Below are 7,202 nucleotides of genomic sequence, written 5' to 3' on the forward strand. Positions count from 1 at the left end.
CTATGCGTTGGTTTTAGTGGTTAAGGCGGTATGCGGAAGCTTCGGTATTGCGTTGCTCACCCCTTAACAGGGCGTTATAGCAAAGGAGATAAACGTTGAGTAAGTCAATATTAATAGGTTCGTTAGTGATAGGAGCTGCTGTTTTAGCTAGTCCATTTATATTTGATAAGGTAAAAACAGAGCAGCTAAAAGCTGAGAGGCAGGAAACTGCCAAACAAACCGAAATCGCAGACGTTATAGGCTTAGGTAATGCTGCTGATATTTATTTGCTAGAAACTGGTAAATGTCCGGAAAAAGGGGAGGACTTACTGGGGAAAGTTATCAAAAGATTACCTCGCGATAGGTATGGCCTTGACTATATTACTAACGGTGATTGTAAGTTTGAGTCTACTAGTGGAATTAATTCAGAGAGTTATTGAATATTTGCTATAACAAACTGTTTAAGAGGGATTTGCAACGCGTGGCATTTTTACTATGCGTAGGGTTTAGTGTTTAAGGTGTTATGCGGCGACTTCGGTATTGCGTTGCTCACCCCTTAACAGGGCGTTATGGCGTAATTTTGACTTTATTTTTTTGGGAGGTTTCTTGCAGGAGTTTTTGGCTTATTTAGGTGGAGCATCAGTCATTGTTGGTTTTCTTTCATGGTTGTTTCGGCAAACGATCGAAAGAGTTCTGTCAGAGTACATTTCATCAAAAGCAAAGAGACGCAATTACGTTTTTGAGCAAATTCACGCCAGAAAGATTGAATCAATTTCAAAGCTATATGAAGCGTCAGTTCAAGCTTCTGATGCTACATCATATGTAGTAAGGATGCAGGGTGAGCTAGAAAAGGAAAGGGTGTTGAGCTTGGAATTAGACGTTAAGAAGTTCGCCGAACAATACAGACTTGCTAAGCTTTGGCTCTCTGATGATGTTTGCAATCTTGTAGACCAACTTCTTGACCAGCATTCAGCCTTTTATCAAGTTGTTAGAGGTTATCAGCTCAAGCAAAGTGGTTTAGGTAAAACACTCGATTCTAATATGCTTGATCTATGGACTCGTGCGGATAACGAACTTCCCTTGATCCAGTCGAAATTATGTGAGGCTTTCAAAGCGGAGTTGGCTAAGATTTCGCCATAACAAACGCTTCAAGAGGGACTATGGCATCATTTAAGACGAATTCCCAACGTTTGGGATTTTTATCAAAAAAATGGTAGTCATTATTGGTTATATGTTAAATGGCCCACTTTGATGCTCAAAACGCCGCTCAGAGCGCCCAGAACGCGCGTAGTGGCGATTTTCATACCTAACCCGAGCGGATGTAAGACTAAAACGCTTTGTAAGTTTGTGACGCTTTGAGAGCGATTTACAGGGCAAAAATGGCACTATTCGTTTGAAACAAAAAACGCCCTCTACGGGGCGTTTTCCTATGTTTCTAAAGATGCAACATGGAGTTCATCTGTTGGTGCAAGATCCGGATAACAAATATATCGAACTCTCGAATTCGATAAAAAATAGCGTGCTTCTGATGATCATGCCGACGTACTCCAGAACGAAGTTCGGAGCAATCCCTACCAATGAATGGCGCCTCAGACAATGTTTGTAAGCACTGCTCCATTTCATCGGTGTAGTGTTCTGCTTGGTCTTCGCCAAAATTTAGAAAGGTATATTCATAGATGTCGCCGAAATCGTCTGCTGCTTTCTGAGAAAGTTTATACATGCAGACGAGCCTTTCTTCTTTCTGCTACTTCCTTTAAGGACAGGGAGCATTCTCCGCTCGCTTCTCCCTCATCAAGAGCTTTTCGCAGTAAGTCTTGTTGATTCTCTTGTTGTTCGAGTAGTCGCAATGCACTTCTCATCACTTCACTTGTTGAGCCGTAACGACCTGTTGCGATCATTTTTTCAATAAAGCCATCGAGCGATTCGCCAATGGTGACACTTGTTGTTCTACCCATAAAGCCACCTGTGTGAATTATTAACACAATTAGTATACAGCAAGTGATGGGTTTACTTTCTCTTTTTCGCAAGCTGCTTATCGCACCATGCGCTTATCTGCGGAGAGTAAAGCGCGAAAACACTAATCAACAATGAAATACCAATGATCACAAATAGGCCATTCATAAGAACCACCTTCCAATAACATACCTACTCATAAGACTACCACGCCTTTGAGTTTTCCAAACTGAACATCCCCACACCAGGAAATCGGCGAAGCCGTTTTCCTGGTGTGGGGATGCGACAAGCGCAGCGCGTCAGTTCGGAGCCAAATGTTCGTTGTGAACATTCATCTTTCATCACGCTGTCACTTAATACCCCTATCAAATTTACTCAGCGTCCCTCCCTGTTTGCTCGCTTCGCGTTGCAAATTCAGGAGAGACCCTTCGCAAATTTCGCGAGCCTACTCGCGCTATGTAGAATTTAAAAATTCCACATAGCGCGAGATTTAATGAGCTTTCGTATGATTTCACGCAACAAAAAGCCTGCAACAAAAACAATATTTGCATTTAGATCAGAGGAAGCGCAAAATGAAAATTCACAACCACCCACTTATCCCAATTTGGGATATAAATTTGACCTCGTTGGGTGAGGTCTACGTTGCATTCAGAGCACCGTCCGGTCAGAGAACCGAGTTAATTTTGCTCTAAGTCTGTGGAGTGTACGGCTTAGTTAACTCCGTACTCGCTGGTAATAATTGTTGAGCCAGTGACGCATCTCAAAGTAGCGAAATCATAAATCAACAACGCACTCCATCTGCGGAAATGGACGTTTTAGGTGTGAACAGTCAGCCTACTTTTTCGTTAAAAAGTCAAAATGGCGAACGGCATCTTAGCCGTCTCACTATCATCACGATGATAGCCGAGCTAGTTCTTACGCACACATCGAGATTTTTATGAGCTTTGATCCCATCGCAGCGACCGAAGCTGCCAAAAAGACCCGTGCATTACGCAAGGGAAAAAACTACAAAAAACGCACCTCCAAACTTGAGCCATTTCGTTCTGAAATCGCCAAAATGTACAAAACTGGCGCATCTCTAGAGCTAATCTCTTTGCACCTGCATACTGTGCATAATCAGTATGCAGCACGCAGCACTATCCTTCGTTACCTCCATACGATCGGAGTAACACGCAATGGCTAGAGGACACTTTGCGAAATCTGAAGCTCAAGCCGCCTCTGTGATGAAGGAATTGCAGGGTAAAGGCAACATCATAGAATCGGTTGGAACAGCTAGAAATTACGAACAAGCACTGAAAACTTGTTGCGATTATTTGAAAGAGTTCAAGCTTGGCTCTCTAAGAGAACTAACCCCAGAACAAGCAAAAAACTACATAGAGTTACGCGCTCACGAATGTAAACAAAGCACAATCGACATGGATCGTCAGGCAATACAAACAATGATGCAGCATGTCACACATAAGTTAGAACCCAATCAAACACTATACCCACCCAAAGAGCTTCCTACATCTAAAAAAGAAACTATTGAAAACTCTCGTTCTTACACGCCAGAACAGGTCAATGCGATCATTCAGCATCAAACCGAGCAACACGCACTCTCCACACAACTTTGTCATGAATCAGGTCTACGCGCTCACGAGCTGCTCTCCCTACGACCTTCTGGTGAAGTGAATCCAAGCCCACGGGACGTACACCCAAATAAATTTGCCCACCTCCCCAATGAGTCAAAAACCTACACAGTTAACGGGAAAGGCGGTCTTATTCGTGAAGTGCAAATCCCCAACCATTTAGCAGAAAAGTTAGAAGAACGCAGACTCGATATGCCGCAGCAAATATCGGACAGAGGTGTGAATTACGAATCGCACTACAACATAGCCGGTGGACACAAATTCTCTGATGCGTTCAGCAAAGCGAGTTCTCGCGCTCTGGGCTATTCAAACGGTGCTCACGGCCTACGCCACAGCTACGCTCAAAATCGTTATGAACAATTGGCGAATCACTTTGAACGTATCGATGTCATGACGATCATTTCTCAAGAGCTAGGGCATTTTCGCCCCGATATAACAGAGGTGTACCTACGATGATTTGGGGATTTTTAACCGTCATAGTCGTGGGATTGGTATTGCTTTTTGCAGCACCATTTCTTGATTTTCTAACCCCCGATAGCACGATTTGGCTAATTGATACATCCAACTCGATGAAACCTGTTTTGCTCGCAAAGGGCTCAGAAACACTCTGGTTTCAGTGGCAATCATGGAGTTACATTTTCATATTCTGTTTAGTCACAGCTTTAATTTTAGGAGTAATGTTCAACACTTTTCGCACGTTCTCAGATGCATCTCTGATAGAAGCGAAACAAAAATTAGCTCAAAAATCAGAAGAGTTGGAGAAATTCAAACAGCAATACCGACAACAGATGGAGCAAGATGTACTACGCGCACACTCACAAAAGGCAGAACAACTAAACCGCAGAGAACGCGAACTCGACACGATTCAAAATCAGGCAGCACGTCAACAAACAGAATCAAGTGAACGATTAAAATTAGCGAATCATGCAATACGCAGGCAGCACAAAGAAACAATGAGCAAACTAGGACAGCGTGATCGGTTGAGTAATGAGAAAAGGCTTATTGCTGAATATCTTAAACATGCAGGTTTAACACTGGATGATGAACCACTGGATTATACAAAGTTAAAGCAATTAGCTAGTAGCTTTGAAAAACGTCACAGTAATCAAAAGGGAGAATAACTTCCCCCGTACCCTCCTCTAAAAATCAAAGATTTTTCCTTAGGGCATTGCCCACCGAAAAGAACTTAAAGGGCTGTTTGAGGAGCTCACGCTCTTTTGTGGACAAGCCCAAAAGGGCAATAAGGTTGCCGCACAAGGCGGCGCTCTCAGCCCTTTCGGCTGCGCCGACCCCTACCCATTTTCGACTCGTTTTGAGTGAATCTGAGCATTGTCTGTGGTCGCTTTCCGTGGAGTTTTTTCTCGTACCCTTTCGGGCTGCCCTGCGCTGTGTGTAAAGGCTTTCGCCCCCCGTCCGAGTCACACAACACTAATCAGTTATTCCTTTTCCGCTTGTCCCCGTCTAGCAGCTACAACAGGGCGGTTTTATCGTGCTTTCGCAAGTTCTGATTAGTGCCTTTACCTGCCACCTATCGGACTTCCCTTGGTCGGTGGCTGATGCGCGTCGCTCTGTCCAAAACATCTTGATCCAAACAGAGTGCAGGAATACTTGAAGTGCTTTAACGATATGGGCTATCATGAAAGGACTTACACAGGCCGTCAAACCATAGTAAGTATTCCGAAAAAAACCGCCCGGCAAGGCGGTTTTTTCACATCTGGAGAAAGAGATTAATCCCAAAAGCGTTTGATCTCAATGCTGATCTTCCAAGTCTGGCAATTCTCCACAAAAAAGCCTCCCGGATGGGAGGCTTTTTTGTTTCTGGTGTTCGTGTAGAACAATGCGATTCTATTTTTCAGTTCGCACTGAGTGCCGTTACGTTAAATCACTTCCTCTAAATTAAACCACGTATCACCGTTTAACTTACTCCGACACCTCACAATTGATTGATACTAAATTGAATGCATTAGTGAAAGGCGGCATTATTCTCGGATAAAGACGGCTTAAAGCCATCTAATAAGCGTTATGTGTTTTTCTTGTAAGCGCCGTAATTGAACAAAACTTTTTTCTAGCCATGCGGCGTGGGTAGATCAAAAATCAGCGCCTTAGAGCGTCAATTTGGCGCCTTATTTTTGTGATTTTAAGTGGTTGCAAGTTGCTGTTTTTAAGGTGTTTATTTTTCTTGAGAACTGGTTGGTAAATGTTAGTCTTCGACTCAAATAAAAAGAGGGCTACAAAATGGATAAAACAGACCAGTTATATGTACAAGCTGACTTTTCACATCAAGACTTGAGTGGTCAGTATTTTAAAAATTGCAAATTTTTCTGCTGTTCCTTTAAACGGGCAAACCTCCGCGATACACAATTTGTAGATTGTTCTTTCATTGAACGAGGAGAATTAGAGGGGTGTGATTTTTCTTACTCGGATCTTAGAGACGCATCTTTTAAAAACTGCAGTCTTTCAATGTCGTATTTCAAAGGTGCAAATTGTTTTGGTATCGAGTTCAGAGAGTGCGATTTAAAGGGGGCAAATTTTGCTCAAGCTAGCTTCATGAATCAGGTATCGAACAGAATGTATTTTTGTTCAGCCTATATAACAGGTTGTAATCTGTCATACGCAAATTTTGAAAGGCAGTGTATCGAAAAGTGTGATTTGTTTGAGAATAGATGGATTGGTGCAAATTTGAGTGGGACATCATTTAAAGAGTCTGATTTAAGTCGGGGAGTATTTTCTGAAGGGTGCTGGAGCCAGTGTAGGTTGCAAGGTTGTGATTTGAGCCACTCGGAGCTGTATGGTTTAGACCCCCGGAAAGTTGACCTTACAGGTGTAAAAATCTGTTCGTGGCAACAAGAACAACTTTTAGAGCAATTAGGTTTAATAGTAGTACCTGACTAAATTTGATGGTTTGAACACACACATAACAAACGCCTCAAGAGGGACTGTCAACGCGTGGCGTTCCCAGTCCCAATGAGCTGTGGTGGTTACGGTTGTAAATTTAAGCCGTGCGGTAGCGTTGCCAGCCCCTTAGGCGGGCGTTAGCCCTCAGGAGGAAAAATGAAAATATCCATTATGGCAGCAGTTTCTGAGAATGGAGTAATTGGCTCTGGATTGGATATACCTTGGCATGTACAAGGTGAGCAGCTCCTGTTCAAAGCTATGACTTACAATCATTGGCTTTTAGTCGGTCGTAAAACTTTCGACTCAATGGGTAAACTTCCCAATAGGAAATATGCTGTGGTTACTCGCTCAGAAATGGTCTCGAATGATCCAGATGTTATTTATTTCACCAGCATTGAATCGGCATTATCTTACTTAGACAATACGACAACACATGTCTTTGTTTCTGGTGGTGGTGAAATTTACAAAGCATTAATCGAACAAGCAGATGTTATCCATCTTTCAGTGATTCATAAGCACATCTCTGGCGACGTGTTTTTCCCTTCAGTTCCACAGAGTTTCAAACAAACATTTGAGCAAAGTTTCAGTTCAAATATTGATTACACGTACCAAATTTGGGCAAAGGGCTAACAAACTGTTTAAGAGGGATTCACAACGCGTGGCATTTTTACTATGCGTTGGTTTTAGTGGTTAAGGCGGTATGCGGAAGCTTCGGTATTGCGTTGCTCACCCCTTAACAGGGCGTTA

Annotated in this window: 9 protein-coding genes; 7 read left to right on the top strand and 2 right to left on the bottom strand. The window is 42.8% G+C overall.

From position 1 onward, the window contains the following. Nucleotides 1-95: 95 nt before the first annotated feature. Together R8O10_RS23460 and R8O10_RS23465 are read left to right on the top strand one after the other, a co-directional pair. Nucleotides 96-419 (top strand): hypothetical protein, encoded by a 324-nt coding sequence (locus tag R8O10_RS23460; RefSeq protein ID WP_000045524.1) that lies wholly within the window; start codon nt 96-98, stop codon nt 417-419. A gap of 166 nt (nt 420-585) precedes the next feature. Next, nucleotides 586-1,119: a hypothetical protein gene (locus R8O10_RS23465; protein ID WP_225481809.1), complete on the top strand. Its 534-nt coding sequence runs from the start codon at nt 586-588 to the stop codon at nt 1,117-1,119. Nucleotides 1,120-1,414: 295 nt separating this feature from the next. Here R8O10_RS23465 and R8O10_RS23470 read toward each other — a convergent pair whose 3' ends face one another. Both R8O10_RS23470 and R8O10_RS23475 read right to left on the bottom strand, forming a co-directional pair. Continuing rightward, nucleotides 1,415-1,699, bottom strand: coding sequence for a type II toxin-antitoxin system RelE/ParE family toxin (locus tag R8O10_RS23470; RefSeq protein ID WP_005398363.1), 285 nt, complete (start codon nt 1,697-1,699; stop codon nt 1,415-1,417). Further along, nucleotides 1,692-1,934, bottom strand: coding sequence for a type II toxin-antitoxin system ParD family antitoxin (locus R8O10_RS23475; protein WP_005398365.1), 243 nt, complete (start codon nt 1,932-1,934; stop codon nt 1,692-1,694). The genes R8O10_RS23470 and R8O10_RS23475 overlap by 8 nt, the downstream gene beginning before the upstream one ends. Before the next feature lie 935 nt (nt 1,935-2,869). Here R8O10_RS23475 and R8O10_RS23480 point away from each other — a divergent pair. The 5 genes from R8O10_RS23480 (at nt 2,870) to dfrA31 (ending at nt 7,085) form a co-directional block, all read left to right on the top strand. Then, complete coding sequence (locus R8O10_RS23480; RefSeq protein ID WP_225497210.1) at nt 2,870-3,115, top strand: hypothetical protein; 246 nt, start codon at nt 2,870-2,872, stop codon at nt 3,113-3,115. Continuing rightward, nucleotides 3,108-4,016 (top strand): tyrosine-type recombinase/integrase, encoded by a 909-nt coding sequence (locus tag R8O10_RS23485; RefSeq protein WP_225497208.1) that lies wholly within the window; start codon nt 3,108-3,110, stop codon nt 4,014-4,016. Before R8O10_RS23480 ends, R8O10_RS23485 begins: the two co-directional genes overlap by 8 nt. After that, nucleotides 4,013-4,681, top strand: coding sequence for a hypothetical protein (locus tag R8O10_RS23490; RefSeq protein ID WP_169696972.1), 669 nt, complete (start codon nt 4,013-4,015; stop codon nt 4,679-4,681). The genes R8O10_RS23485 and R8O10_RS23490 overlap by 4 nt, the downstream gene beginning before the upstream one ends. A gap of 1,114 nt (nt 4,682-5,795) precedes the next feature. Continuing rightward, the gene (locus R8O10_RS23495) at nt 5,796-6,452 is read left to right on the top strand and encodes a quinolone resistance pentapeptide repeat protein QnrVC7 (RefSeq protein ID WP_063866460.1); all 657 of its coding nucleotides are present in this window, start codon (nt 5,796-5,798) and stop codon (nt 6,450-6,452) included. 159 nt (nt 6,453-6,611) lie between these two features. Continuing rightward, nucleotides 6,612-7,085, top strand: coding sequence for a trimethoprim-resistant dihydrofolate reductase DfrA31 (dfrA31, locus tag R8O10_RS23500; protein ID WP_000703246.1), 474 nt, complete (start codon nt 6,612-6,614; stop codon nt 7,083-7,085). Nucleotides 7,086-7,202 lie beyond the last annotated feature (117 nt).

The organism is Vibrio sp. 1727, assembly GCF_033344415.1.
Lineage (GTDB): Bacteria > Pseudomonadota > Gammaproteobacteria > Enterobacterales > Vibrionaceae > Vibrio > Vibrio alginolyticus.